This window comes from Novispirillum itersonii subsp. itersonii ATCC 12639, from assembly GCF_000381985.1.
In the GTDB taxonomy this organism is placed as follows: Bacteria; Pseudomonadota; Alphaproteobacteria; order Rhodospirillales; family Rhodospirillaceae; genus Novispirillum; species Novispirillum itersonii.
In genome coordinates this window covers 180299-204578 of record NZ_KB907344.1, presented here as the reverse complement: position 1 = coordinate 204578, position 24280 = coordinate 180299, and the positions used below count along the sequence as shown (strand labels likewise).

The 24280-nt window shown below is 63.1% G+C and carries 20 protein-coding genes; 17 read left to right on the top strand and 3 right to left on the bottom strand.

What is annotated here, in order from left to right; translation table 11 throughout:
• The first annotated feature begins 1 nt into the window (after position 1).
• The 14 genes from rpmD (at position 2) to G365_RS0113270 (ending at position 11932) form a co-directional block, all read left to right on the top strand.
• Positions 2-190 (top strand): 50S ribosomal protein L30, encoded by a 189-nt coding sequence (gene rpmD / locus G365_RS0113335; RefSeq protein ID WP_019646027.1) that lies wholly within the window; start codon positions 2-4, stop codon positions 188-190.
• A 67-nt stretch (positions 191-257) separates the two neighbouring features.
• Complete coding sequence (gene rplO, locus G365_RS0113330) at positions 258-743, top strand: 50S ribosomal protein L15 (protein ID WP_019646026.1); 486 nt, start codon at positions 258-260, stop codon at positions 741-743.
• A gap of 336 nt (positions 744-1079) precedes the next feature.
• A complete protein-coding gene (gene secY / locus G365_RS0113325; protein WP_019646025.1) occupies positions 1080-2423 on the top strand; it encodes a preprotein translocase subunit SecY in 1344 nt (447 codons plus the stop codon).
• A gap of 1 nt (position 2424) precedes the next feature.
• Positions 2425-3081: an adenylate kinase gene (locus G365_RS0113320; RefSeq protein ID WP_019646024.1), complete on the top strand. Its 657-nt coding sequence runs from the start codon at positions 2425-2427 to the stop codon at positions 3079-3081.
• A gap of 298 nt (positions 3082-3379) precedes the next feature.
• Positions 3380-3748, top strand: coding sequence for a 30S ribosomal protein S13 (gene rpsM, locus G365_RS0113315; protein ID WP_019646023.1), 369 nt, complete (start codon positions 3380-3382; stop codon positions 3746-3748).
• 23 nt (positions 3749-3771) lie between these two features.
• Positions 3772-4164, top strand: coding sequence for a 30S ribosomal protein S11 (rpsK, locus tag G365_RS0113310; RefSeq protein ID WP_019646022.1), 393 nt, complete (start codon positions 3772-3774; stop codon positions 4162-4164).
• A 509-nt stretch (positions 4165-4673) separates the two neighbouring features.
• Positions 4674-5690, top strand: coding sequence for a DNA-directed RNA polymerase subunit alpha (locus tag G365_RS0113305; protein WP_019646021.1), 1017 nt, complete (start codon positions 4674-4676; stop codon positions 5688-5690).
• Between the two features lie 253 nt (positions 5691-5943).
• Positions 5944-6375 (top strand): 50S ribosomal protein L17, encoded by a 432-nt coding sequence (rplQ, locus tag G365_RS0113300; RefSeq protein ID WP_019646020.1) that lies wholly within the window; start codon positions 5944-5946, stop codon positions 6373-6375.
• A gap of 135 nt (positions 6376-6510) precedes the next feature.
• Positions 6511-6861, top strand: coding sequence for a 5-carboxymethyl-2-hydroxymuconate Delta-isomerase (locus G365_RS21550; RefSeq protein WP_019646019.1), 351 nt, complete (start codon positions 6511-6513; stop codon positions 6859-6861).
• 157 nt (positions 6862-7018) lie between these two features.
• Complete coding sequence (locus tag G365_RS0113290; protein ID WP_019646018.1) at positions 7019-8482, top strand: DegQ family serine endoprotease; 1464 nt, start codon at positions 7019-7021, stop codon at positions 8480-8482.
• Positions 8482-9801: a replication-associated recombination protein A gene (locus G365_RS0113285; RefSeq protein WP_019646017.1), complete on the top strand. Its 1320-nt coding sequence runs from the start codon at positions 8482-8484 to the stop codon at positions 9799-9801. Before G365_RS0113290 ends, G365_RS0113285 begins: the two co-directional genes overlap by 1 nt.
• Entirely contained in the window at positions 9798-10184 is a 387-nt protein-coding gene (crcB, locus tag G365_RS0113280; protein WP_019646016.1) for a fluoride efflux transporter CrcB, read from the top strand. The genes G365_RS0113285 and crcB overlap by 4 nt, the downstream gene beginning before the upstream one ends.
• 44 nt (positions 10185-10228) lie before the next feature.
• Positions 10229-11224 (top strand): RluA family pseudouridine synthase, encoded by a 996-nt coding sequence (locus tag G365_RS0113275; protein ID WP_019646015.1) that lies wholly within the window; start codon positions 10229-10231, stop codon positions 11222-11224.
• A 36-nt stretch (positions 11225-11260) separates the two neighbouring features.
• Positions 11261-11932 (top strand): HAD-IA family hydrolase, encoded by a 672-nt coding sequence (locus G365_RS0113270; protein WP_019646014.1) that lies wholly within the window; start codon positions 11261-11263, stop codon positions 11930-11932.
• A 62-nt stretch (positions 11933-11994) separates the two neighbouring features.
• Here G365_RS0113270 and pbpC read toward each other — a convergent pair whose 3' ends face one another.
• Together pbpC and G365_RS21540 are read right to left on the bottom strand one after the other, a co-directional pair.
• Positions 11995-14055, bottom strand: coding sequence for a penicillin-binding protein 1C (pbpC, locus tag G365_RS21545; RefSeq protein ID WP_019646013.1), 2061 nt, complete (start codon positions 14053-14055; stop codon positions 11995-11997).
• The gene (locus tag G365_RS21540) at positions 14052-19007 is read right to left on the bottom strand and encodes an alpha-2-macroglobulin family protein (protein ID WP_019646012.1); all 4956 of its coding nucleotides are present in this window, start codon (positions 19005-19007) and stop codon (positions 14052-14054) included. Before G365_RS21540 ends, pbpC begins: the two co-directional genes overlap by 4 nt.
• Positions 19008-19224: 217 nt before the next feature.
• Between G365_RS21540 and G365_RS0113255 the strand changes: the two genes are divergently transcribed.
• The 3 genes from G365_RS0113255 to G365_RS0113245 all read left to right on the top strand — a co-directional run bounded on the left by G365_RS0113255 (position 19225) and on the right by G365_RS0113245 (position 23458).
• Positions 19225-21378 (top strand): AsmA family protein, encoded by a 2154-nt coding sequence (locus tag G365_RS0113255; protein ID WP_019646011.1) that lies wholly within the window; start codon positions 19225-19227, stop codon positions 21376-21378.
• Positions 21379-21529: 151 nt separating this feature from the next.
• Positions 21530-22246 (top strand): ATP12 family chaperone protein, encoded by a 717-nt coding sequence (locus G365_RS0113250; RefSeq protein ID WP_019646010.1) that lies wholly within the window; start codon positions 21530-21532, stop codon positions 22244-22246.
• 81 nt (positions 22247-22327) lie between these two features.
• Positions 22328-23458 (top strand): ABC transporter substrate-binding protein, encoded by a 1131-nt coding sequence (locus G365_RS0113245; RefSeq protein ID WP_081628550.1) that lies wholly within the window; start codon positions 22328-22330, stop codon positions 23456-23458.
• Positions 23459-23466: 8 nt separating this feature from the next.
• Here the strand turns inward: G365_RS0113245 and G365_RS21535 are convergent, their stop codons facing one another.
• Positions 23467-24156: an MBL fold metallo-hydrolase gene (locus G365_RS21535; protein ID WP_019646008.1), complete on the bottom strand. Its 690-nt coding sequence runs from the start codon at positions 24154-24156 to the stop codon at positions 23467-23469.
• Positions 24157-24280: the final 124 nt, after the last annotated feature.

Sequence of the window (24280 nt, the reverse complement as noted above, 5' to 3'; positions counted from 1 at the left end):
CATGGCTGAGAAGAAGACTGTGACCATCACTCAGGTTGGCTCCCCGATCGGCCGTCGTGCCGATCAGCGTGCAACCCTGATCGGTCTGGGCCTGAACAAGCTGCACCGCACCAGCACCCTGGAGGATACTCCGTCGGTGCGTGGCATGATTGCCAAGGTTGCTCACCTGCTGAAGGTCGAAGAGGCGTAATAGCCGACTTGGAAGAGCGAGGGGTCTCCCTTCGCTCTTCTGGGGTTTTATAGTAGGATCCTTCCAAATGAAACTGAACGAACTTCGTGATAATCCGGGCGCTACCAAGGTCCGCATCCGTGTTGGCCGTGGTATCGGTTCCGGCAAGGGCAAGACCGGCGGCCGTGGCGTCAAGGGTCAGAAGTCCCGCACTGGCGTCTCTATCAATGGCTTCGAAGGCGGCCAGATGCCGATTTATCGGCGTCTGCCGAAGCGTGGTTTCACCAACATTTTCCGTAAGGATTATGTCGGTGTGAACCTCGGTCGCATTCAGGCGTTCATTGATGCTGGCCGTCTGGACATTGCTGCCACCATCGACGCGGAAGCGCTGGTTAAGGCTGGCGTGATCCGTCGTGCTAAGGATGGCGTCCGTCTGCTGGGCAACGGCGAGCTGAAGGTGAAGGCGAATTTCGAAGTCGCCGGTGCCTCCAAGCCGGCTCTTGAAGCGATTGAGAAGCTGGGCGGTAAGGTTACCGTCCTGGTTCCGTCTGCTTCTGCTGACGCTGCTGAATAAGTTACAAAGATATCCTGCGGGTTCTCTGTAGGATTCGAAAAGGTCCCCATCGGAAACGATGGGGATTTTTTTTATGCGACGACGAGAGATCACCCTGAGAAAGCCCTCCAGAAGCCCGCTATTGTCATGGGGACGTCTCTAAAGGGTTGCCAGCGGGGACATCCGGGTATAAACGGTGTGATCTTCGGATAGCCTTAATCAGGCTGTGATCGGCCATGGTGCTGACGCACGCCGAAGCAACAGGGGCTTCCCCCTGTTGATCGTGGCAGCGCCTTGCTGCCGTCCGTCCTATGGTTGGTCGTCTGACCGCCGTTTCTGATCGAACCGGAGTACCGCATGGCTTCCGCCGCCGAGCAGCTCGCCGCGAACCTGAACTGGGGTATGTTCGCCCAGGCCACCGAGTTGAAGAAGCGCATTTGGTTTACCCTGGGCGCCCTGATCGTGTATCGACTCGGGACTTATATCCCGTTGCCGGGCATTGATCCGCATGCTCTTGCCGATGTCTTTGCCCGCAATCAGGGTGGAATTCTCGGCATGTTTGACATGCTGGCCGGTGGTGCGCTCAGCCGTATGACCATCTTCGCCCTGAACATCATGCCGTACATCTCGGCGTCCATCATCATGCAGCTGATGACGACGATTGTGCCGTCGATGGAGGGGCTGAAGAAGGAAGGCGAGTCGGGTCGTAAAAAGATCAATCAGTACACCCGTTATCTTACGGTTCTGATTACGGTTCTGCAGGCCTATTCCATTGCGGTCGGGCTGGAAACGATGACCAGCAGTGCTGGCGCCGTGGTTCTTGATCCGGGGCTGTTCTTCCGGTTTGTGACCGTGGTCACTCTTACCGGGGGCACTCTCTTCCTGATGTGGCTCGGGGAGCAGATTACGGCCCGTGGTGTCGGCAATGGTACGTCCCTGATTATTTTTGCAGGGATCGTGGCAAACCTCCCGCATGCTTTGGCTTCGACCCTTGAGTTGGGCCGGACCGGGGCTTTGCATCCGGCTGTTATCGTCGCTCTGCTCCTGATGGCTGTCGGTGTAATTGCCTTCATTGTATTCATGGAGCGGGCACAGCGTCGTATTCTGGTCCAGTACCCGAAGCGTCAGGTCGGCAACCGCATTTATGGCGGTGAAAGCACCCACTTGCCGCTGAAGATCAACACTTCAGGCGTGATTCCGCCGATCTTTGCGTCTTCCATCCTGCTGCTGCCGACCACGATTGCCAGTTTCACCGCTGGGCAGGGCCCGGGTTGGCTTCAGACCGTCACCGCATGGCTCGGCCATGGTCAGCCGCTGTACATTGCGATGTACGTTGGCTTGATCGTTTTCTTCGCCTTCTTCTACACGGCGGTTGTTTTCAATCCGCATGACACCGCAGAAAATCTGAAGAAGCACGGAGGGTTCATTCCGGGGATTCGCCCGGGTAAGAACACGTCAGATTATCTGGATTATGTTCTGACCCGCTTGACTGTGATTGGCGCGGCGTATCTGGTGTTCATCTCTGTTCTGCCGGAAATTCTCATCAGCCGTCTGAGTGTGCCGTTCTACTTCGGTGGTACCAGCCTGCTGATCGTTGTGACCGTCACGATGGACACCGTGGCGCAGATTCAGTCGCACCTGTTGGCCCATCAATACGAAGGGCTGATCAAAAAAGCCAAACTCAAGGGGAAGCGTGGGTAAGATGAAGGGGAAACGTCTGATATTCATGGGCCCTCCCGGTGGCGGGAAGGGGACCCAGGCGCAGCGTCTGCAGGAGAAGTATGGTATCGTCCAGCTCTCTACCGGCGACATGCTGCGCGCCGCGATTGCCGCTGGTACGGAAACCGGCAAAAAGGCGAAGGCGGTGATGGATGCCGGTCAGCTGGTGTCTGATGATATCGTGATTGGCATCATCGCCGATCGGCTGGGTGACCAAGATACCCAGAATGGCTTCATTTTGGACGGTTTTCCGCGGACTGTGGCTCAGGCCGAAGCGCTGGATGTGCTTCTGCGTGACCGTTCGCTCGCGCTGGATGCGGTTATTGAACTGCGTGTTCCGGATTCCCTTCTGGTGGAGCGGATTACCGGGCGTTTTACCTGCGCTAAGTGCGGGCAGGGGTATCACGACTCCTTTAAGAAAACGGCTGTCGAAGGGGTCTGTGACTCTTGTGGCGGGACCGAATTCAAGCGGCGGGCTGACGATAATGCTGAGACGGTGACAAGCCGACTCGAAGCCTATCATGCGCAGACCGCACCGCTTCTGCCCTATTATGAAGCGCAGAAGCTGTTGCATGTTGTCGACGGAACCCGCGACATCAATGTTGTTACGGCCGATCTTGAGGGCATTCTCGGGTCGTGACGCGATAAGCTTTCTCTCCGAAGGGGTCTCTTTTCGGGGAAGAGCTTATTGAAAAGACGTGCTTTTTTTGCTGTCTCGTCACAGGGGAGCTGAAGAATGCCGTCAGGCCATCGCAGGCAGTATGTGCCTGCGATGGTTAGCCCGCAGAGTGGGCTGTAATTGTTTTGGGGCAGCCGTTGACTCGGGGGGCGTAATGCATATAATCGCGCACCTTCCGAGTTTCCCATCCGGGCGCTGCCCTGTGGATGATCACCTATGGCGGTCTAGCGTACCGCTGCGACATTGAGGAGTACGGGCTTTGGCGCGTATCGCTGGCGTTAACATTCCTAGCAATAAGCGCGTGCTTATTGCGCTTACCTATATCTATGGCATCGGGCCGAAGCACGCGCAGGATATCTGCAGCACCCTCGGGTTCGCTGAGAGCATCCGCGTCAACCAGCTGTCCGATGAAGACGTCCTGCGTCTGCGCGAGCTGATCGACCGTGATTACAAGGTGGAAGGTGACCTCCGCCGCGAAGTCGCAATGAACATTAAGCGCCTGATGGATCTGGGTTGCTACCGTGGTCTGCGTCACCGTAAGGGCCTGCCGGTCCGCGGTCAGCGCACCCACACCAACGCCCGTACCCGCAAGGGCCCTGCCAAGCCGATCGCTGGCAAGAAGAAGTAATCAGGTAAGGAAGGCTATCGGCAATGGCTAAGGCTGCTGCAGCTCGTCCGCGTCGTCGCGAGCGCAAGAATATCACCTCCGGCATCGCTCATGTGAATGCCACTTTCAACAACACCATCATCACCATCACCGATGTGCAGGGGAATGCGATCTCCTGGTCTTCGGCTGGGATGCAGGGCTTCAAGGGTTCGCGCAAGTCGACCCCGTACGCGGCTCAGGTTGCTGCTGAAGATGCTGGCCGTAAGGCTGCTGAACACGGCATGCGCACCCTGGAAGTGGAAGTCTGTGGTCCGGGTTCTGGTCGTGAATCTGCCCTGCGCGCTCTGCAGACGGTCGGTTTCACCATCACCTCGATCCGTGATGTGACCTCGATCCCGCACAACGGTTGCCGTCCGCGCAAGCGTCGTCGCGTCTGATCCGACAGGCCGTATTCCTGGAACCGCCGCCCCGGATATCTATCCGGGGCAAGGCGGTTTTGGCGTGAAGTCCGTATGTTTGAGTGTCCGCGTTCGGCTGGCGTTTCGTCGGTTGAGAAGCTGAAAGTAGGAAACATCTGTTTTCTCTTTTAGGTTTAGCGCCGGGCGTGTCACCTTGAAGCTGGTCTTTTGACTGCGATTGAAGGGCATACGTTGATCTGCCAAAGATCCGGATAATAGCCGAGTCGCCCTAATTAGGACGCAGAACCCGGTGTTTATGGGCTCTGTGTAGTGTTTACGGGGTTTATGTTTGATCCGGTGCCGGATCAGTGGGGGCGCATACAGCACCTCCCATAAAATTGCTGAGGTTTTCCGGGGGTACCCCTGTTAAACCGGCGCATAACCGGCTGTTGCATCAGACATCCTGAACCCCGGACCTGATGGTGGTCTCGCCTGACGCCATTATGGTCAGTTTTCGATTAGGCCCCGTTAAGCAAGAGGGTGCGCCCGTGATCCAGAAGAACTGGCAGGAACTGATCAAACCGTCCAAGCTGAACGTGGAGCCCGGCGGAGACCCGGCCCGTTCCGCCACTGTGGTTGCCGAACCGCTGGAACGCGGTTTTGGTATGACCCTCGGCAACGCCCTGCGGCGCGTGCTGTTGTCCTCCCTGCAGGGTGCGGCTGTTACCGCGATCCATATCGAGGGCGTTCTGCACGAGTTCTCGTCTGTGGCCGGTGTCCGTGAAGACGTCACCGATATTATCCTTAACGTGAAGACGCTGGCCCTGCGCATGCATGGCGAAGGCCCGAAGCGGATGACCCTGAAGGCGACCGGCCCGGGTGCCGTGACCGCCGGTCAGATCGAATCCAGCGCCGACATCGAAGTGCTGAACCCCGATCTGGTGATCTGTCATCTGGACACCAACGCCAACTTCAACATGGAACTGACCGTTAACACCGGTAAGGGCTATGTTGCTGCCAGCGCCAACCGTCCGGAAGATGCTCCGATCGGTCTGATCCCGGTCGATTCGATCTTCGCCCCGGTCCGCCGTGTGTCTTACCGCGTTGAGAATGCCCGCGTCGGTCAGGTCACTGACTATGACAAGCTGGTGATGAACCTGGAAACCAACGGTGCCGTGACCCCGGAAGATGCTCTGGCTCTGGCCGCGCGTATCCTTCAGGATCAGCTGCAGCTGTTCATCAACTTCGAAGAGCCGCAGGCGGCGAGCGAAGAGCGGAAGGATGATGACCTGCCGTTCAACAAGAACCTGCTGCGCAAGGTTGATGAGCTGGAACTGTCGGTCCGTTCGGCGAACTGCCTGAAGAACGACAACATCATCTACATCGGCGATCTGGTCCAGAAGACCGAAGCTGAAATGCTCCGCACCCCGAACTTCGGCCGCAAGTCCCTGAACGAAATCAAGGAAGTGCTGGCTCATATGGGGCTGCATCTGGGCATGGATATCCCGAACTGGCCGCCGGAGAACATCGAAGATCTGGCGAAGAAGCTGGAAGAGCCGTACTAAAGCTCTCCCTGACTTCAGGGTTCAGGAAAGGCGGCAGAGTTTCTCTGCCGCCTTTTCTTTTTTGCAGGAAAGACGCGGTTCTTTCGGCTTTCGGGTTGCATTTCGGCTGTCTGACGGATAGAACTGCGCCTTCGTTTCAGGGGTATCTCTGCCCCGGCTCTGGTCTGCACCGCCCTGTCCATCCGGATGACGGCGGGATCGGAGATGTCCAATCGGCTCCGTGCGCGGGGCCAAGACAGGAAAGGTAAGCATCATGCGTCATGGTATGTCCGGCCGTAAGCTGAACCGTACGTCTTCTCACCGTAAGGCGATGTTCGCCAATCTGGCCGCTGCTCTGATCACTCACGAGCAGATCAAGACCACCCTGCCGAAGGCGAAGGATCTTCGTCCGGTGGTGGAAAAGCTGATCACCCTCGGCAAGCGTGGCGACCTGCATGCCCGCCGTCAGGCTGCTGCCCTGCTGCGCGACGACGCCGTGGTGCGGAAGCTGTTTTCTGTCATCGCTGACCGCTATAAGGACCGTCAGGGTGGTTACACCCGCGTTCTGAAGGCTGGTTTCCGCTATGGCGACGCCGCCCCGATGGCCATGATCGAGCTGGTTGAGCGCGATCTGTCCGCCAAGGGTGCTTCTGACAAGGCCCGCGTTGCTGCTGAGCGCGCTGCTGACGAAGCTGCTGGCGAATAAGTCGGCCTGCGGGTGCCTGCACCCGTCAGACTGAACAGACAAGGGGGTAGCCTGTAAAGGCTGCCCCTCTTGCTTTTTGGCCGTTAATCGGCGCACTGTTGCCGCCTGTGATCCCGATTATTCAGAGGGCTGTCGATGCCGCAAAACCGTCTGACCTGTACTGCTGCTGTCTATGCCGCTGTCGATTTTAAGACAGTTCTTCCCAAGATCCATGCGGATCTGGTTCGTCTTGCCGGTGCCGGATTGGGCGACTGTAAAACACAGGTCCGAGTCGCGGATGATGCGGTGGTTGGCGATGGCAGCGGGCCGCAGGATGTGTTGCATCTTGATCTGGGCCTGCTGGCAGGTCGTACCGCAGAGGTGTTGACGGCGGTCGGTCAGGCCGCCGTTGCCCACCTGCGGGGGGCCTTATCGGATGATTTTGCGGCTGTGCAGGTGTCCGTGCGGGTGGTGGAAATGGACCGGGCCACCTATTTCAAAGGCTGAAGCCGGGATAATCCCGGTTCTCTGCTGTAGGGAAAGGGGTTGCCCATAAAATCAGGCATTGGTTTGGTGGGCGATAATGCGACAGAGCAAAAGGGGAGAGCGCCGTATTTGACCGGTCTGTCGGATGCGGCTCTTCGGAAGCGGAAGAGGTTTGAGAATGCGCGATCAGCGTCATAACAGGAAGCCGGGGGCGCTGCTGTCTGCGGGTTTGATGCAGGCGGCGGTCGCTGCGGTTCTCGTGACCACGATGCCGACTTCGATGGTGCAGGCGGCTGAGAAACAGGTACCGTCGTCCTCGGCTGATGTATCCCTTAGTTTTGCGCCGGTGGTAAAGCGGACGGCGCCTGCCGTCGTTAACATTTACACCAAGAAGGTGGTTGTCCGTCAGGCGGTGTCCCCGCTGATGAACGATCCGTTTTTCCGCCGTTTTTTCGGCGATGAGTTTGCCGGTCGGATGGGGATGCCACAAAAGCGGATTCAGAACTCTCTTGGCTCGGGAGTGATTGTTCGCTCTGACGGCACCATTCTGACCAATAACCATGTGATCAAAGATGCCGATCAGATCACGGTGGTCCTGTCTGACCGCCGTGAGGCTGAGGCGAAAGTGGTTGGCGTCGATGAGCGGACCGATCTGGCGGTGCTTAAGCTGATTGAGCCGTTGGGCAATCTGCCGGTTCTGGAGTTCAGCGATTCCGATCAGCTGGAGGTCGGGGATCTGGTGCTGGCGATCGGCAACCCGTTTGGCGTCGGGCAGACTGTCACCAGCGGGATTGTTTCGGCCTTGGCCCGCACCTCGGTCGGTATTTCCGACTTCCGGTCTTTTATCCAGACCGACGCCGCGATCAATCCGGGGAACTCCGGGGGGGCTCTGGTGACGGTTGACGGTAAACTGGCGGGGATCAACACCGCAATTTACAGTCGGGACGGTGGCAATGTCGGCATCGGCTTTGCGATTCCGGCTAACATGGTCCGCACGACCCTGAACAGCATTCTGTCCACCGGCAAGGCGGTTCATCCCTGGCTGGGGGCGTCGGGGCAGCCGGTTGATCAGGAGGTCGCAGCCTCTCTGGGGCTGGACCGTCGCGGCGGCGTCCTGATCAATCATGTTGTTGCCAGCAGCCCGGCCGCCCGGGCGGGATTGCAGATTGGCGATGTCATTCTGTCGTTCAATGGGAAGGATCTGCCGGATGTGCAGGCCCTGCGCTATCTGGTCGCGTCGTCGGAAAGCGGTCGCCCGGCCCGCCTGGGCATTCTGCGGGATGGCCGCCCGCAGGAGGTCGAGATCACGATGATGCAGGCCCCGGAGCAACCGTCCCGCGATGTGACCGAAGTGGCGGGCCGGACTCCGCTGACCGGTACCCGTCTGGCCAATCTGAACCCGGCATTGGCCGAAGAGCTGGGCATGGACTATCAGGGGCCTCAGGTGGTTCTGCTGGCGGTCAACCGCAGTGGTTTTGCCGCTCAGCTGGGGTTTGAGCCTGCTGACCTGCTGGTCTCGATCAATGGTGTTAAAGTCGGTTCGGTGAAAGAAGCGATGGATCTGTTGCAGGGGCCGCCACGGTCACAGTGGCTGATCACCATCCTGCGGGATGGGCAGATCATGAATATCCGGGTTGGCTGATGACCGGTTTGTTTGAACAGATGGCGCCGCGTCCGCTGGCTGACCGTCTCCGCCCGCAGTCGCTGGCGGATGTGGTCGGGCAGGGGCACCTTCTGGCCGCTGATGCGCCGCTGGGGCGTATGCTGGCGGCGCGGCGTCTGAGTTCAATCCTGCTGTGGGGGCCGCCGGGCTGTGGCAAGACCACGATTGCCCGTCTTCTGGCGGCCCATACCGATCTGTATTTTGAGCCTCTGTCGGCAGTGTTTTCCGGCGTGGCAGAGCTGCGTAAAGTGTTCGAGGCTGCCCGTCAGCGACGTCAGTCCGGGCGGGGGACGCTGCTGTTTATTGACGAGATCCACCGTTTTAACCGCAGCCAGCAGGATGGTTTTCTGCCCTATGTGGAAGACGGTACGGTGGTGCTGGTGGGGGCGACGACTGAGAACCCCAGCTTTGAGCTGAACGCGGCACTGCTGTCCCGCTGCCGGGTGCTGGTGCTCAACCGGCTGGATGATGCGGCGCTGGAACTGTTGCTGCGGCGGGTGGAGCAGATCACCGGCCGCCGTTTGCCGCTAGAGGATGAGGCCCGGGCTGCCCTGCGGGCAATGGCTGACGGCGATGGCCGCTATCTGCTGGGGCTGGCCGATGAGGTGGTCAACGCCACGGCAGAGGCGGAGACCCGCCTTGGTACGGCCGAGCTGGCGGCTTTGGTGCAGCGGCGGGCCCCGGTGTATGATAAGGACCGGGAAGGCCATTACAGCCTGATCTCGGCCCTGCATAAGTCCTTGCGGGGGTCAGATACCGATGCGGCGCTGTACTGGTGCGCCCGGATGCTGGAGGGCGGCGAGGATGCGGCCTATATTCTGCGCCGCCTGACCCGTTTTGCGGTGGAGGATATCGGTCTGGCTGATCCAGGGGCGCTGACCCAGTCGATTGCAGCGTGGGAGGCCTATGACCGGTTGGGCAGCCCGGAAGGGGATCTGGCGGTGATGCAGCTGGTGATCTATCTGGGGACCGCGCCGAAATCCAATGCCGGGTATGTCGCGGCCAAGGCGGCGCGGCGCAGTGCCAGATCCACCGGGTCGCTGATGCCGCCGATGCATATCCTGAATGCCCCGACCAAGATGATGAAGGATCTGGGCTATAATAAGGGTTATGCCTATGATCATGATGCGCCGGACGGGTTTTCCGGCCAGAACTATTTTCCCGAAGGTCTGCCGCGTCAGCGCTTCTATGACCCGCCCGAGCGGGGCTTTGAGCGTGATCTGCGCAGGCGGATCGATTATTGGGACCGTCTGCGGCTGAAGCGGCAGGCGGGCGATACGGGCGGAGAGGCATCATGAACCCAATGCTGATTGCCGCAGTGGCGGCAGGCGGGGCGCTGGGGTCGGTTGCCCGGTATCTGACTGTGGCGTTGTTCGGTCGGTGGTTCGGCAGCGGGTTTCCGTGGGGAACACTGGCGGTCAACCTGATCGGCTCGCTGGTGATGGGGGTGTTGGCCGAGCTGGCGGCACAGCGCCTGTCCTTCCCGGAGCCGTGGCGGGTGTTTCTGTTTGTCGGGATTCTGGGTGGTTTTACCACCTTTTCCTCGTTTTCCCTGGATGTGGTGACGCTGATGAACCGCAATCTGGGGCTGGCCTTTGTCTATGTGGCCGGCACCCTGCTGCTGGGGATCGGGGCGTTATTTCTGGGGCTGGCGCTGGTGCGCTGGGGCCTGAAGGTCTGAGTTTTTCCCGGCAGGGTGCCGGGGCGTGAAGGAATGGTGAGATTATGGCTGTTGAACTGATTACCGTCGCCGTTGACGACGCAGACCTGCGGCTTGACCGCTGGTTCAAGCGGCGTTACCCCGGTCTGGGGCATGGCAAGCTGGAAAAGCTGCTGCGCACCGGTCAGGTGCGGGTGGACGGCAAGCGGATGAAGGCGGGTGACCGTCTGGAGCCCGGTCAGGTGGTGCGGGTGCCGCCACTGGGCGATACTTCGGAAGAAAGCCGTCCGCGCCCGGAAAAGAAGCGTGCGCCGCGCTTCACCCCGGAAGATGAGGCCATGATCCGCGACTGCGTCATTCACCGGGATAAGGATGTGATCGTCCTCAACAAGCCGCCGGGGCTGGCGACGCAGGGTGGCACCAATACCTTCCTGCATGTCGATGCCCTGCTGGATGCCCTTAAGTTTGACTCGGAAGAGCGGCCGCGTCTGGTGCACCGGCTGGATAAGGATACCTCCGGGGTACTGCTGCTGGGGCGTACCGCCAATGCGGCGGCGGCGCTGGCCAAGGCGTTTAAGTCACGCGAAGCCCGTAAGGTGTACTGGGCGCTGGTGATGGGGGTCCCCGACCCGCGTGCGGGCACCATCAAGGCCCCGATCGCCAAGATGGAATACGCCGGGTCAGAGAAAATGGAAGTCAACGTCGAGGAAGGGCAGAGCGCCATCACCGACTTCCGGACCGTTGACAATGCCGGGCGCCGGGTGGCGTGGGTGCACTTTGAGCCCCGCACCGGCCGGACCCATCAGCTGCGCGTGCATGCGGCCTATCTGGGCACCCCGATTGTCGGGGATGGGAAGTACGGCGGCGCGGAAGCTCACCTGCACGGCGAAGGGATCTCGCGGAAATTGCACCTGCACGCGCGGGCGATTATCCTGCCGCACCCGGCCGGGGGGACCCTGCGTATCATTGCCCCGCTGCCGGAGCATATGGCCCGCAGCTTTGAGTTCTTTGACTTCGACGAGTCGGAAGAGCGTGATCCCTTCGCCCGTCCTGCCGGTTAAGCGGCAGGAGGCCGGGTAACGGAACGGAGAAGACCGATGAGTGAGCCGCTGCGGCTGGTGTTGTGGGATGTGGACGGTACGCTGGTCGATACCCAGCATATTATCGTGGAAGCCTTCACCATGGCCTGTCAGTCCCTGTCCCTGACGCCGCCGGATGCGGCCACCATCCGCTCCGGTGTCGGGCTGTCACTGGTGGAGTCGGTGGCGCATTCTTTGCCGGATCTGTCGCCGGAGACCCATGTGCGGATGGCTGAGGCCTATAAAGAGGCTTATCTGGTGCTGCATGCCCGTCCCGACTTCCGCGAGGATCTGTTCCCCGGGGCCCGGCAGGCCCTTGAGGATCTGGACGCGGCAGGCTATCTGCTGGGCATTGCCACCGGCAAGGCCCGCCGGGGGGCTGACCGCTTTATCGCCCACCACGGTTTTGATGGTCGTTTCATCACCATTCATTCGGCGGATGAAGGTCCGGGGAAGCCGCATCCGCGCATGTGTCTGGATGCCCTGCGCGAAACCGGGGTAGACGCCGCCAATGCGGTGATGATCGGGGATACCACCTTTGACATTCAGATGGCCCGCGCTGCCGGGATGAGTGCGATCGGGGTGTCCTGGGGTAATCATGATCCGGCCCTGCTGCAACAGGCCGGGGCCCATCATGTCATCGACAGTTTTGACCCGCTGTTGCAAATCGTTGACCGGCTGACCGCGTAACGTCTTTTTGCCGCACAGACCTAAAACCACCGCGCCGGACATGCAGGATCCGGCGCGGTGGTTTATTTTTCGCCGGGGCGCATCACCTGTACGCTGATGGCGCTTCGCCGCCCGTCGGCATCGACGACACTGAGGCGGGAAAATCCGCTGCTGTCCGGTTTCCAGAAGGCTACCCCGGCAGGCAGGGGAAGGCCATTGGCGACCCAGCGCAGGGGGGGGCGCCCTCCGGCGGCCTTCAGGGCAATGCCGTCGTCCAGCGCCTCAACGGTGCTGCCATCGGGGGGGAACAGGATCCGCAGCCGGTCTTTCGGATGCAGGGGGGTGGGGTCTGCCGGGTCTGTGACCAGAACCCGCAGTGCCACCGGCGGCTGACTGCGGAACAGGGCGTGATCAGGGTCCCGGGGCGGGCGTCGGGGCCCCCGGTCGGGCGGCAGCAGGTCAAACACCCGGAACAGCAGCGGTGCGGCGGCGGTGCGGCCCATCTGGCCGGGGCGGCTGCTGCCATCGGGGCGACCGACCCAGACCGCCACGGTGTAATCTGCTGAGGCCCCGGCGGTCCACGCATCGCGGAACCCGAAAGACGTGCCGGTTTTAAAGCCGATGCGGCGGTCACGGGCGATACCCCGCCCGCTGGCCAGACCGTCCGGCAGGGGGCTGCCTTCCAGAACTGTCATCACGGCATGGGCTGCCGCATCCCCGATCAGCCGGTAAGGCTGGCCCGGTGGGGCATCCTGTCTCAGCCGCAGGGGGCTGATCTGTCCGCCGTCAGCCAGACCGGCATAGAGCTTACCGAGGTCCATCAGCCGGATGCCGACTCCGCCAAGGGCGACCGGCAGGCCGGGTTCTTCGGTACCGGGAAAAACCAGATTGGCCCCGGCCATTCCCATCAGGGCGGCAAAGCGGACCGGCCCGACCTGTTCCAGTGCCAGAACCGCAGGAATATTCAGGGACCGTTGCAGGGCTTCCCGTGCGGTGATCTGACCGTGAAAATCCTGATCGAAGTTTTTCGGCAGCCAGCTTCCGAACCGTTCCGGCATGTCGGGGATGATGGTCCCGGGGTGCAGGGACAGATCATCAAAGGCCAGAGCATAGATGAACGGCTTCAGGGCGGACCCGGGGGAGCGCACCGCCATCGACAGATCAAGCTTGCGCTGCCGCCAGTCGCCGCTGCCAAGGTGGGCAAGCACCCGGCGGCTTTGCGTTTCAATCACCACGACGGCCAGATCGCCGTCGCCGTTCAGGCGGGCCAGCGTGCTACGGCCAAGCTCTTCCAGCCGCTTCTGTAACGGGCCGTTCAGGGTGGAACGGATGATGGCGCCCGGTTCGGCCCCGGCGGCCAGCCGCTCGGTCAGGTGGGGGGCCAGCATCGGCATCGGGCGCTGCACCACCGGCACCGGTTCAGCCATTGCGGCTTCAGCGGTAGCCATGTCGAGCAGACCCTGATCGGCAGCCCGTTGCAGGATGCGGTTGCGGGCGTTGCGGGCCCCTTCGGGGTTCCGGTCCGGGCGCAGCCGTTCCGGGGATTGCGGCAGGGCGACCAGCAGGGCTGCTTCCGCCGGGGTCAGATGGCGGGGAGCCTTGCCGAACCACGCCTGCGCGGCGGAGGTGACTCCTTCCAGCGGCCCCCCGAACGGGGCCAGCGTCAGGTACATCCGCAGGACCCCGTCGCTGCCGAACCGGGCCTGAAGTTGCAGGGCCCGTGCCGCCTCGGTCAGTTTGGCAGACAGGGTCCGGGCCTTGGGGGCCAGCAGGCGGGCAGTCTGCATGGTCAGGGTTGAGGCGCCGGAAATCACCCGCCCCTGCCGTATCAGCTGGCCGGTGGCCCGCAGGGCCGCCACCGGGTCGACACCGGGGTGCCAGCCGAAGCGCCGGTCTTCGGTCATCCGCAGCAGGGCCAGATAAAGCGGGTCTACATCCTCTGGCCCGGTTTCCAGCCGCCACAGGCCTTCCGTTGTTGCAAAGGGCCGCAGCAACCGCCCGTCACTGTCCGTGATCTGCACTGACCGCTGGGTCCAGCGGGTCAGATCCGGGGGCATCAGGCGGTCCAGCCCCGCCGCCGCCCCAAGGCACAGGGCGACGGCGAGGCTGAGGGAGAGCCCGGTCCGCAGCCTCAGGCGGATCACTCGGCGATCACCACCGTTGACGGAGCGGTCCGGGCTTTCAGGGTCGGCTTATACATGTGTTCCACCGTTGCGGCGGGCAGGGTGAATGTGCCCGGTGTCACGGCACGGACCACATAGGCCGCGGTGAAGGCATAGGTTGCGCTGTCCTCATCGACCGAGGTGTAGCCGTCTTCATCGGTGACGGTGCTGTAGGCCGGCAGGCTGAGCGCGGTGACAAAGCGGTCATCGCGGGCCTCACGGATGGCGGCTTCGGTCACCTCCGGCAGCCATGGGTAGCTGGTCTGGCCCGGGCGCAGCGCCCCCTCGATTTCCCACCCGGCGGGCAGCAGGTCGAGAATGGCATAATCGCCGTCCACCTTGCCCGGTGATTCCCCGGACAGAACCACCACCACCCGGTCGTTGCCGCGCAGGGTGGCCGGATCCACCGGCTCCCCGGACAGGGTATAGAACGCCTTGCTCAGGGTCAGCCCCTGTTCCAGCGCCGGCAGCGGGGTGGCGGGCACCCCTTCCACCGAGACCACCTGATAGACCACGTTCTCCCCGGTATTGGTGATGCTCAGGCCTGCGGTCAGCTGCCCGGGCTGCACCGGCACGGAGACCGGATCCCCTCCGCTCACCGGCGTACCGTTCAGGGACACGGACACCTTGCCGCTGTTTTTTGCGATTTCCGCTGCGGTCAGCAGCATCCATGCTTTTTCCTGAGTGGTCGTATGATCCGGGCGGCTGTCAAAGGCGGTGGCCGCGGCCAGAACAGCGGGCACCTGAGTCCCCCGGCCTGCCGCCGCCAGTTTTGCCGCGACGGCGTAGGTATCCCGCAGCGGACTGCCGTACGGCGTCAGCATGGCGCGCTGGTCAGCCGACAGACTGTCCAGCCGTTTTCCGGTTTTCAGCAGGGTCTCAATTCTGGTCCGTTCTGCCAGTGCCCGGCGGGCCTGATCGAAGGCGGATGTGGCGCGGGCCCGGTCCCCGGCGGCTTCCAGCGCCAGCCCCAGATCGGCCAGTGCGACCGGGCTTTTCGGGGGGGCGGAGTCGTGACGGTACCGCAGGGCACTGATATCGGTCTGGCCGCCACGGGCCAGCACGGTTGCGGCATAAAACTGCGCATCGGGCCGGTCAGACCGGATACCGGTCTGCATCCACCGCCGCCCCGACGACAGGGTTGCCGGGGGGACGTCAAACCCCTTCTCCGCCGCACGGTTCAGGAAGTCGAGGGCAAAGACGGACACCCACTCGTCGGCGTCAGAGGCCCAGCCACCCCACATCGAAAAGGCACCATCAGGCTGCTGCATCGAGACCAGCCGGTCGATCGCGGTCTGGATCCGGTTATCGATGCTCTGGTCCTGACGGGTGCCGGTCAGCAGGGCAATATCGTTGAAGTACAGCAGCGGCAGGGCCCGGCTGGTGGTCTGTTCAAGACAGCCGAAGGGGTAGCGGTCCAGCCAGCGCAGCAGGCCCGGCACATCCAGCCCCTGCCAGCGTGACAGACTGACGGCGGCCGAGGCGGTTCCCGGCACCATATCTTTCAACAGTGCGGCGGTCAGAGTTTCCGTCTGTCCGGGGGACAGGGCAACCGTGGTCTGGATCGTTTCCGGCAGCTGAGCGGGTCGGGTCTGGATCGGCCATGACCGCTCGACGGCAAATCCGCCGGGGCCGGAGACCGCGAGCGAAACGCCGCCGATGCCACTGTCACCGCCGGTCAGGGGAATGGTGAAGACCTCCCGCTTTCCGGTCGGCAGGGGCAGGGTACGGTCTTCGGACAGGCCGATCACCGCGCCGCTGCCTTTCAGGATGGCACGGTAGTCGCCGCCGGTTCCGTCCACGTTATGCAGCAGGACCGTAGCCCGGCCTTTATCCCCCGGTGCCAGAAAGCGCGGCAGGATCACTTCAGCCACCACCGGATCGCGGACGGTCAGGCGGGTATCGGCAGACCCCACTTTGTCGGCATCAAACGCCACTGCCATCAGCCGCAGTTCCCCCTGAAAATCGGGGACGTCCAGCGGAATGGCGGCAATGCCGTCCGGCCCGGCGGCAACAACGCCGGAGAACAGGGCGACGGTGCGGGTGGGGACTACATCCAGTCCCTTTCCGCCGAAACCGTCCCCCCCCTGATCCTGCGACTGGGCCGCTTCGTTCCGGATCAGGCGGCCATAGTCGTCGCGCATATCAACCCCAAGCCGCCGCTTTGACAGGTAGTGGTCGGCCGGGGAGGGGGATTTGAAGTGGGTCAGCTGCAGAATTCCCTGATCAACGGCTGCCAGAGTGACGAAGGCTTTGTCGCCGCCGGTGATCTTGACCGGAACCGTCAGGGTCTGACGCGGGGTGATCCGGTCCGGGGCGGTGATGCTGACGGTCAGGGTGCGTTGCGCCGGGTCAAGACCCAGCCACGCCACGCCGACGGCCCGCACCGGGGCGTGATCATTTTTGGTGGTCAGCGGACGGTACAGGGTGACCAGCGCATAGGCCCCGGCCCCCCATTCCTTCTTCAGGACCACGGGAATTTCGGCTCCGCCAGCAGGGACCGAGACAGTCCGGGTTTCCTGTACCTTCTCGTTGGCGATCACCACCTGCGCTTCCCCGGAAAAGTCGGAGTCGATGCGCAGGCGCACAGTCTCGCCCACCGCATGAGCGGGACTGCTGATTGCCACTTTCAGCCGGTCGGGGCGATCGGCCTCCGAGATGCCGTACCAACCGCCGGTAAAGCGGACGGAGGTGACAGCCCCGCTGGCCTCGTCACTGATCAGTAGGCGATAGCCACCCCACTGCACGGCCTGTTTCAGGATTGCCGGGGCATCGGTGCCGACGCTGAGAGTGCCGGAGGCGATTTCCTGCTCCCGCTCGATCCGCTCATACATCCAGCGGTTATCCCGCCGGAACCACTGCCAGGTGGAGCGGTCGCGCAGCACTTTGTATTTCAGCGAGGGGACCGCCACCGGATCCCCGGTTTCATTGACGGTAATGACGTCAAAGGCGGCATCCTGCCCCTCGCCGACGCTGCCGTCAAAGTGCGGGCGGATGCCGATGCTGAACGGGCGCAGGGCGACAGGCAGGAAGATGTGATCGGCGGTCGGGCGGCCACCGGGTTCGCGGATGGCAACGCGGATATCCGCCCGCAGGGGACGGGTGGAGGTGATGGCCTGCGGCACCGTCCCGGTGATGGCGGTCCGGCCCGCCTCGTCGGTTTCGGCGACGCTCAGGTCGGTGGTGCCCCCCTCAAACGGTTCGTCTGGCAGGCCCCAGCGGAAACCTTTGTGGCGGGGGTATGGGTTCGGGTCGGGCTCCAGCGTCAGGTCGCCTTCGCCGCCAAGGGCCGAGGCAACGGCCCCGTACAGGAACCGGGCCTCAACCGGGATCGACAGGGTATCCCCGGGGCGCAGGACGGCAGGCCGGTCGCCGATGGTCAGTCCCAGACGCTGCGGCACAAAGTCCTGCACGTCAAAGCTGACCCGTCCGACGGCCGGGCCATCGGGATCAACGGTTGCCACCGCCTCCCACAGGCCCCGGCTGGCGCTGGCGGGCAGCGGCACGGACAGATGCGATCCCCCCCGGCCTTGATCGCTGATGGTATAGCGGCGGTATTCCTTACCGTCAGGGCGCATCACCTTGATGACCGCGCTGCGGCCTTCCAGCGCCTGTACGTCGGGGTCACGCAGCAGGGTCACCAGCTGTACGGTTTCCCCCGGTCGGTAAATGCCACGGTCGGTATAGAGGAAGGCATCAACCGGCCCGGACGGGTCACGCCCGTCAACCCCACGGTCAGACAGGTCAAAGGCCGGGCGGCGCAGGTCAAGGAAGGTGAAATCCCCATCCGGACCATAGGCCATGACCATCACCGGATGAATACCGCCTTCGCCGCGCATCAGCCCGGCGGAGAACTGGGCCTTGCCGTCGGTATCGGTGGTGACGGTGCCCAGTTCGTCATTGTTGCGGGCGATCAGGGTCAGGCGCACACCTGCGGCGGGTTTGGCCGAACCAAGGGAGCGGACGGTCAGGGTCAGGCCATCGGCCCCGGCAAAGGTGGTGATGCCAAGGTCAGACTGCACCACCCATTGCATCACCTTGCGGGAGCCATAATAGTCTTCATCATCATCACCCTTGTCCTGCGCCGCGTTGGCGGCAAGAACGATGTAGGCCCCCGGCTCCGCCTTCCCGATCACCTCAGACAGCGGAAACAGGCTGGTGACGGCGGTGTTGCGCGGCCCCTTGACCGGCATCGTGCCTTTCCAGACCAGACGCCCGGTATCATTTTCAAATTCGCTGATGGCATACGACCACGCGGTCCGCTCATCGATCAGCTCGCTGCGCATCTGTGACAGCAGGCGGTCGCCGATGCGGATCACCTTGATGGCAAGGGTATCAACATTCACCGTGGTGACCGGCAGGCCATCGGCGGTTTCCCGCGGCAGAATGAAGCCGGACCCCAGCGCGACGGAGGCGGGGCGGTCCCCGAAGCTGACAGGGATGGCGGCGCCTTCGGCCAGTTTCTCGCCCTTCGCACCGGGCAGGCCTGCTTTCAGATCCAGCGTGTATTCTGTGCCGAACCGTAGCCCGGACAGGCACAGGCGGCTGCCGTCAACCCGGATCACCGGGCGGACGCCCTGCGGCAGGCTGATGTAATCGGTATAGCGGGTGACCCCGCTGGCATCGAGCGGGGCGGAAAAGATCAGGCAGGCTTCGGCGCTGTCGGCACCGGTTTCCACCAGGGTGCGGCGATAGCGCAGTTCGCCGGGGGGGATTGCCTCTGCCTCGACCGCGACGGCGGTGCCGGTCGGGCTGACCTCTTTTCCTGCCGGGGCGGCAGGGGCTGTCTGCGGTCTGGCTGTCTGCGTCGTGGCCGTTGCCGGGGCAGAGACTGCGGGCGGCAAGACAGGCTTTGGCTGTGGTGCCCCGTAATATCCGGCCACCCCGGCCCCGATGGTGATTGCCGTGGCCACTGCCAGAATAAGCCGCTGCATCGCTTTACCCCTCATACACACCATCCATCGAACAGGCAGACTGCGCCCGCCATCCCGGTGAAGCAACGGAAATTTCTGCTGCTTTTCCGGCCAGATCTATGTCTGCCATGGCAATATTTGGGTGTCTGTGACGGCGGAGGGGTCGCAATCCCGGGTGGTTGCTATAAGATAAAGGCTGAATGTTCTGGGTTCTGTCGGAAAAAGAAGGGGATCAGACATGCGTCCGATGACCATGATCAAGGCGCTGGGAGGGCTGCTCGTCGCCTTGGTGCTGGCCGCCGTTGCCATCCTGCTGACACTGGATGTCAACCGCTACAAGGGCACCATCCAGGAGGAGGTGCAACGCCTGACCGGCCGCAAGCTGGTTCTGGAAGGTGACCTCAGCCTGTCGCTGGGCCTGACCCCGAAGCTGATCGTCAACAAAGCGCGTCTGACCAATGCCAGCTGGGGCAGCCGCCCTGATATGGTGTCGGTTGAGCGGGTTGAGGCGGCGATTGAGCTGCTGCCCGCCCTGCGCGGTGATATCCGCCTGACCCGTGTTGTGCTGGTCAAGCCCGATATCCTGCTGGAAACGGATAAAAAGGGGACCGGGAACTGGGAGATGACGCCGGAACTTCCGGCGGTTGCCCCGGCCCCGAGCACGGCATCCGCTCCGGCCCCCGCTGCGTCGGCCCCGGCCGCCCCCGCCGGATCCGGCGGGGCGTCTGTGCCCTTCATCGGGGCGCTGGATATCGAAAAAGCGCATATTACTCTGAAGGATGCCGCCAAAGGCACCACCACCACTTTTGACTTTGATGCGCTGACCCTGTCTGCGCCGTCTCCGTCTGATCCGCTGACCCTGTCGGTCAAAGGGGCTTACAACGCGATCCCATATCAGATTGCTGGCAAGCTTGGCCCGCTTCAGGCGCTGCTGGGCCCGGCGTCTGCCCCGTTCCCGGTTGACCTGAAAGGCGATTTCGGTGGGGTTGCCCTGTCTGCCGCCGGGCAGATTAAGGACCCGAAGGCGGTGCAGGGGGTGGCGCTGAAGATCAGCGTCAAGGCGGATAGCTATGCCGGTCTGAAGGGGCTGGTCCCGGCTGAGGGTGTGCCCCCGGTCACGCTGTCGGGGGATCTCTCCGGTGGCGGTGCGGCGTGGAAAATCAGTGCTCTGGAAGCGGTTGTCGCGAAAACGGCGCTGACCGGATCGGTGGCGGTCAATACCGCAGGGCCGCGTCCGAAGGTTGATGCGGCGCTCAAGTCCCCGGCGGTGGATTTGCGGGAATGGTTCGGGGCGACTGAAACCGTTCTGCCATCCGCCCCGGCCAAAGGGGCGAAGCCGTCGCAGCCGTCCACCCCGGCAGGGGGACAGGCCAAAAAGGTTCTGCCGTCTGATCCGCTGCATCTTGATGCCCTGCGCAGTGTTGATGCGAAGGCTGACGTGCAGGTGGCCAGACTGACCCTGCCGAACAGTATGGTTCTGGAGGCGGTGGCAGTACAGGCGGCCTTGGACAATGGCCGCCTGAAGCTGACCCCGGCGCAGGCCAAAATCGGCGAAGGCCTTGTCGCGGTGACGCTGGACATGACCGCAGCCCCGGCCGGAACAGCCGGTATTGCGGCGCTGACCGCGGATGTGAAGCTGGATAAGGTTGTGCTTGGCCGCTTGTTTGAGCAGGCCGGGAAGCCGGATCTGCTCTCGGCGGTGCCGACCAGCGGCACCATCTCGGCCAAAGGGCACGGGGCATCGGTGGCGGCGCTGCTGGCCTCGCTGGATGGGGCCGTCACCATCTCCATGGGGCAGGGCCGGATCCATAATTCGGTGATCGACTGGATCGGCGGTGACATCTTCGCCCAGATCGGTGAGGCGCTGGACCCGAGCAGTCAGCGTCCGCCGTATACCGAACTGGCCTGCGGTGAAATCCACCTGAAATCCACCAAAGGGCTGATGGACTGGAACAAACAGATTGCCTTTGAAACCACCCGGATGAATCTGGTGTCCAGCGGGTCGCTGAATCTGGCGACCGAAGGGCTGGATGTCGGCGTGCAGCCTTATACCAAAAGCGGGACCGGGCTGAGCGCCGGGAAGCTGGCGGAACTGCTGCGTCTGCAGGGCACGCTGGGGCAGCCCCGGGTCGGGATTGATGCCATGGCGGCGGTCGGGGCAGTGGCCTCTGTCGGGGCTGCGGCTGCCACCGGCGGTCTGTCAACGGTGGTCGGGGCGCTGATCGGCGGGGCCACCGCTGACACCACCCCCTGCGCGACGGCCCGTGGCGAAAAGGCCAAGGGGGGTACGCAGAATTCTTCTTCCCAGAGCGGGACGCAACCGGCTAAACAGGCCCCGACAGGGCCTGCGGGCGTCCTGAACGGGATTGGCGGTCTGCTGAAGTCCAACTGAGGAGAGCCGGGGGAGTCCCCCGGTTCAGCAGAGGATCATGACCCGGGCAGGGCTGTTCTGCCCGGGTCTTTTTTTGTCTGCGCCGGGGTTTGTCCCCGGGATGCGGGCAGAAGTGGTTTTGCCCGATAAGAGTTTGACGGAGAGACGAAAGATGGCATCGCAACATCCGCGCCGGTTCTGGAAAGAGGTCAGGGTTGTTGAGGCTGTCCCCGGCCACTATGCGGTGGAGCTGGACGGTCGTCGTCTGAAGACACCGGGTAAGCATGATCTGGCGGTGGCATCGCAGGGGCTGGCCGACGCCGTGGCCGCCGAGTGGGCGGCGGTGGAGAAAGAGGTTGATCCGTCGCGGATGCCGATGACCCAGCTCGTCAACACCATGATCGAGCGGATCGGCGGGCAACGGGCAGCGATTATTGACGAGCTGCTGCGCTACGTTGATGCCGATACCCTGTGTTATGAGGTAACGGAGCCAGCTGATCTGGTGGCCCGTCAGCAGGCAGAGTGGGCCCCGGTCCGCAACTGGGTGGAAACCCGTCTGGCCGTTCTGTTGCAGGTGACATCCGGTCTGATGCCACAGGATCAGCCGGTGCAGGTCCATACCGCCCTGCGGCAGGCGCTGGAAGCGATGGATGACCCCTCGCTGACCGCGTTTCAGGTGGTGGCCGGGGCGGTCGGATCGTGGTGCGCCGCTCTGGCGTTTGTGACCGGATACGGTGATGCGGCCCTGATTTTCCGCACCGCCCTGCTGGAAGAGCTGTTTCAGGCTGAGCTGTGGGGCGAGGACTGGGAAGCGCAGGACCGCCGGGATGCGCTGCTGGCGGATCTGACTGTGGCGGAGCGGTTTCTGGGGCTGGCCCGTCAGGGGTGAACGGGCATGCAGTAAAGGCATGGCTGTCACCGGCATCATCCGCTATGGTGGCGCCCAAGATTAGAATGATTGAATGGACGGATGATGTTAACGCGCCGCCATATGCTGGGTTTTCTGGGCGCAGCAGGGGCTTCTGTGGTGCTGGCCGGGGGTATCCGTCCCCGGTCGGGGCAGGCTGCGGACCGTCCGCTTCACGTTGGTTTTGTGAATCCGGGCCGGAGCGATGAGGATTTCTGGCTCAGTGTCGGCCGCCTGATGGCTGATGCGGCCCCCCGTCTGGGGGTCACACTGACGGCGACAGCTGCAGAGCGCAGCCGCCGTCTGTATTTACAGCAGGCGTCTGATCTGCTGCGCCAGAAGCCTGATTATCTGATTGCGGTGAATGAGGAAGGGGTCGGACCGGCTGTGGCGGAACTGGCCGAGGCGGCCGGAGTCCCCCTGTTCATGCTTTTGAATGCCATGCCGGTGACGGAGGTGGGGCCGCGTTCCGCCAGTCCGCATTTTCTCGGTGCTTTACTGGCGGATAACGAGCAGGCCGGATTTGTCCTTGCCAGCCAGTTGATTGCCGCCGCCCGCCGCCGGAACCCGGAGCGGCGGTTTATCCGGCTGCTGGCTGTTGATGGTGTTCTGGCGACCCCTGCGGCCAGCGACCGGGCCCGGGGGCTGAACCGGGCGTTGGGCGAAATTCCTGACGTGATGCTGCTGGACCGTCTGCCGGGAGAATGGCGGCAGGATGTGGCCGAGCAGCGGGTGGAAGCCGCGTTACGCCGTAGCCCGGATGTGGATGTCATCTGGTGTGCCAATGATCCGATGGCGCTGGGCGCGGTTACGGCAGTTTCTGACCGTGGCCTGAGACCGGGCGAGGATGTGCTGATCGGTGGGTTCAACGGGGGGGCTGCGGCACAGGCGGCGATTGCCGCAGGCCAGATGGAGGTGTCCATGACCGGCCATCTGTTCGCCGGGGCGTTAGCGTTGGTGATGCTGCGCGATCATTCCGACGGGCTGGATTTTGCCGATGTCGGGGGGGCGATACAGTCCGTTGTTTTCGGGGCGCTGACCCGCCAGACCCTGCCGGACTGGAAGGCCCGGCTCGATCCGGCAGCATCCCCCCGCCTGCGGTTTGATCTGTTGCGCCGCCGTGGTGCGGCGGGAAAGCCCTATTCTTTCGTGATGTCCGGCAATACGCTCTCAACAATCCCGTTGGTGCCCTGAAGGCGGGTTTACAGGCCTGCGGAGGCCTGCCACCAGCGCCGTGCCTCTTCAGCCCGCCAGGCCGGACCGTGACCGGAAAACAGCAGGGTCCCGGGGGGCACGATGGCGAGAAAACGTGTGATCGAGGCGTTCAGGGCTGGCCCATTGCCACCGGGGAAGTCGCTGCGGCCGATGCCCCGCATGAACAGGCTATCCCCGGTGAAGGCGACCCCGTCAAACAGATAGCAGACGCCACCCGGTGTATGGCCGGGGGTTGCGATCGCCCGGGCCTGCCCGACGGCAGTCAGCTCAGGTTCCCCGGTATAGGTCTGCACGGCGGGGACCGCCAGCGGGCGGCCCAGCAGCATCTGGCCCCACTGCGGGGCGGCGTCGATGATCGGCTGTTCATCCGCGTGGGCCAGCACCGGTGCGCCGGTGGCGGCGGCAACGGCTTCCAGCCCGGCAATGTGATCGGGATGGGCATGGGTCAGCAGAATGGCGCGGACATCCCCGCCCAGCATCTCTGCCGCCGCCAGAATATCTTCTGCGCCGTCGCCGGGATCAACGATGGCGATGCTGCCGCTGGGCCGGTGGCGGATGACATAGCTGTTTTCACGGTATGGCGGGGCCGTCACCACCGGGCAGACGTCATAGTCGCCACAGGTATGGGTGGCAAACGCGCCGGAAGAAACAGCGGTCCCGGAAGAAACAGCGGTCATCGTGCGGGCATCCTGTCGTCAGTCACCGCCGGAAGGCCGTGGACGGAAAAGAGGGCACCACGGTACCGGGCTTTCGGGGCGGGGGGCAAGGGAGATGGCGAAGAAACGAAGACACCGCTTCCTT

Coding starts and splice junctions, on each gene's coding strand:
- rpmD (WP_019646027.1), top strand. CDS start 2: ATGGCTGAGAAGAAGACTGTGACCATCACTCAGGTTGGCTCCCCGATC.
- rplO (WP_019646026.1), top strand. CDS start 258: ATGAAACTGAACGAACTTCGTGATAATCCGGGCGCTACCAAGGTCCGC.
- secY (WP_019646025.1), top strand. CDS start 1,080: ATGGCTTCCGCCGCCGAGCAGCTCGCCGCGAACCTGAACTGGGGTATG.
- G365_RS0113320 (WP_019646024.1), top strand. CDS start 2,425: ATGAAGGGGAAACGTCTGATATTCATGGGCCCTCCCGGTGGCGGGAAG.
- rpsK (WP_019646022.1), top strand. CDS start 3,772: ATGGCTAAGGCTGCTGCAGCTCGTCCGCGTCGTCGCGAGCGCAAGAAT.
- rplQ (WP_019646020.1), top strand. CDS start 5,944: ATGCGTCATGGTATGTCCGGCCGTAAGCTGAACCGTACGTCTTCTCAC.
- G365_RS21550 (WP_019646019.1), top strand. CDS start 6,511: ATGCCGCAAAACCGTCTGACCTGTACTGCTGCTGTCTATGCCGCTGTC.
- G365_RS0113290 (WP_019646018.1), top strand. CDS start 7,019: ATGCGCGATCAGCGTCATAACAGGAAGCCGGGGGCGCTGCTGTCTGCG.
- G365_RS0113285 (WP_019646017.1), top strand. CDS start 8,482: ATGACCGGTTTGTTTGAACAGATGGCGCCGCGTCCGCTGGCTGACCGT.
- crcB (WP_019646016.1), top strand. CDS start 9,798: ATGAACCCAATGCTGATTGCCGCAGTGGCGGCAGGCGGGGCGCTGGGG.
- G365_RS0113275 (WP_019646015.1), top strand. CDS start 10,229: ATGGCTGTTGAACTGATTACCGTCGCCGTTGACGACGCAGACCTGCGG.
- G365_RS0113270 (WP_019646014.1), top strand. CDS start 11,261: ATGAGTGAGCCGCTGCGGCTGGTGTTGTGGGATGTGGACGGTACGCTG.
- G365_RS21540 (WP_019646012.1), bottom strand. CDS start 19,007: ATGCAGCGGCTTATTCTGGCAGTGGCCACGGCAATCACCATCGGGGCC.
- G365_RS0113255 (WP_019646011.1), top strand. CDS start 19,225: ATGCGTCCGATGACCATGATCAAGGCGCTGGGAGGGCTGCTCGTCGCC.
- G365_RS0113250 (WP_019646010.1), top strand. CDS start 21,530: ATGGCATCGCAACATCCGCGCCGGTTCTGGAAAGAGGTCAGGGTTGTT.
- G365_RS0113245 (WP_081628550.1), top strand. CDS start 22,328: ATGATGTTAACGCGCCGCCATATGCTGGGTTTTCTGGGCGCAGCAGGG.
- G365_RS21535 (WP_019646008.1), bottom strand. CDS start 24,156: ATGACCGCTGTTTCTTCCGGGACCGCTGTTTCTTCCGGCGCGTTTGCC.